The 1,277-nt window shown below is 34.1% G+C and carries 2 protein-coding genes; one reads left to right on the forward strand and one right to left on the reverse strand.

What is annotated here, in order from left to right; translation table 11 throughout:
* Positions 1–9 precede the first annotated feature (9 nt).
* A complete protein-coding gene (locus PROCOU_RS19425; RefSeq protein ID WP_425268393.1) occupies positions 10–174 on the forward strand; it encodes a recombinase family protein in 165 nt (54 codons plus the stop codon).
* Positions 175–753: 579 nt separating this feature from the next.
* Here the strand turns inward: PROCOU_RS19425 and PROCOU_RS15735 are convergent.
* A complete protein-coding gene (locus tag PROCOU_RS15735; protein WP_149023694.1) occupies positions 754–1,245 on the reverse strand; it encodes an LPXTG cell wall anchor domain-containing protein in 492 nt (163 codons plus the stop codon).
* Between the last annotated feature and the right edge of the window lie 32 nt (positions 1,246–1,277).

Here is a 1,277-nt window from a genome sequence, read left to right on the forward strand (position 1 = left end):
AAGAAAAAAATCGATACCTCCTCCCCCATCGGTAAGTTCTATTTTATCCTCATCGCGGCTATCGCTGAAATGGAAGTATCGATGATTCGAGAAAGGACTTTGCTGGGCTTAAAAGCAGCTAAAAAAAAGAGGCCGATCTGGTGGAAGGCCAAGGATATCTGCCGAAAAAAGTGAAGCCATTCATCAACTAACTAATCGGGGTGTATCAAAAAAAGGATATTGCAGCTAAATTAGAAATATCCCTTGCAACAGTTTATAATTATATAAGACATATTAAATAAATGTACATTTCCATACATTCTATAGCACCATTTTTATTTATTATAAAATAACTAATTTTATAATAAATATCAGTTCAAGGCCTGTTAAAGCTATCATGAAGAGACTATGCAGATAGTAAAAGAAACTAAGTCTATTATATTTCACATGGAATGAGGCAAAGATTAGAATTTATATAAACCAAATGTTTGAGTACTATACTTTTTAGAGTTTATATAACGAAAAATAATCCGAAATAGCCTATTTTATAGCCTTACCAGATTATTACCGGCTACATAAATAGTTTATCTACTTGGCTTTAAATTATCTCCATCGTCAAAAAATATAGATATTCCTCAAAATATTCTAGTATACTAGTGTCTCGCTTTATGAAGACTCTAAAAACATACAAAATAGGGATACAAAATCTATAATTTGAATTTTGTATCCTTATTTTTCTCACTTTTTAATTTTTGGCCATAGTTTTTAAATCACTTACATATTGGTTTTAGTTTTCTTTTTTCGTCTGATTATAAAATTACTACACAAGATTAGTATACTCCCTAAAATCACAATCCATATTTGATTTGTGTCTCCCGTTTTTGGAAGTAACTTGGCTTCTTCTGTATCACTAATGACCGGTGCCTCTGCTATTATTTGCATGTTTATCATCGTACTTGCGGATTTGCCGTTGCTATTGACCACACTATATGTTACTGGATAGTTTCCTGCTTTTTGGAAGTTCACATTACTGTAGTCTACAGTTGCATTGGAACTTAAGTCTCCATCTTTTCTATCTTGCGCTGTTACGTCTGCGAACCAGCTTATCTCTGTCGCTTTCGTTCCAATAACCGCACTCATATCTTTTGCCTGTATGACTGGCGCTTCTGCTGTTATTTGCATATTTACTGTCGTGCTTGCGGATTTGCCATTACTGTTCGTCACACTATACACCACTGGATAGTTCCCTTCCTTTCGGAAGTTCACAACCGCTATAGTCTACGTTCACTTCAACACTT

Source organism: Listeria rocourtiae FSL F6-920 (genome assembly GCF_000525975.1).
Taxonomy (GTDB): domain Bacteria; phylum Bacillota; class Bacilli; order Lactobacillales; family Listeriaceae; genus Listeria_A; species Listeria_A rocourtiae.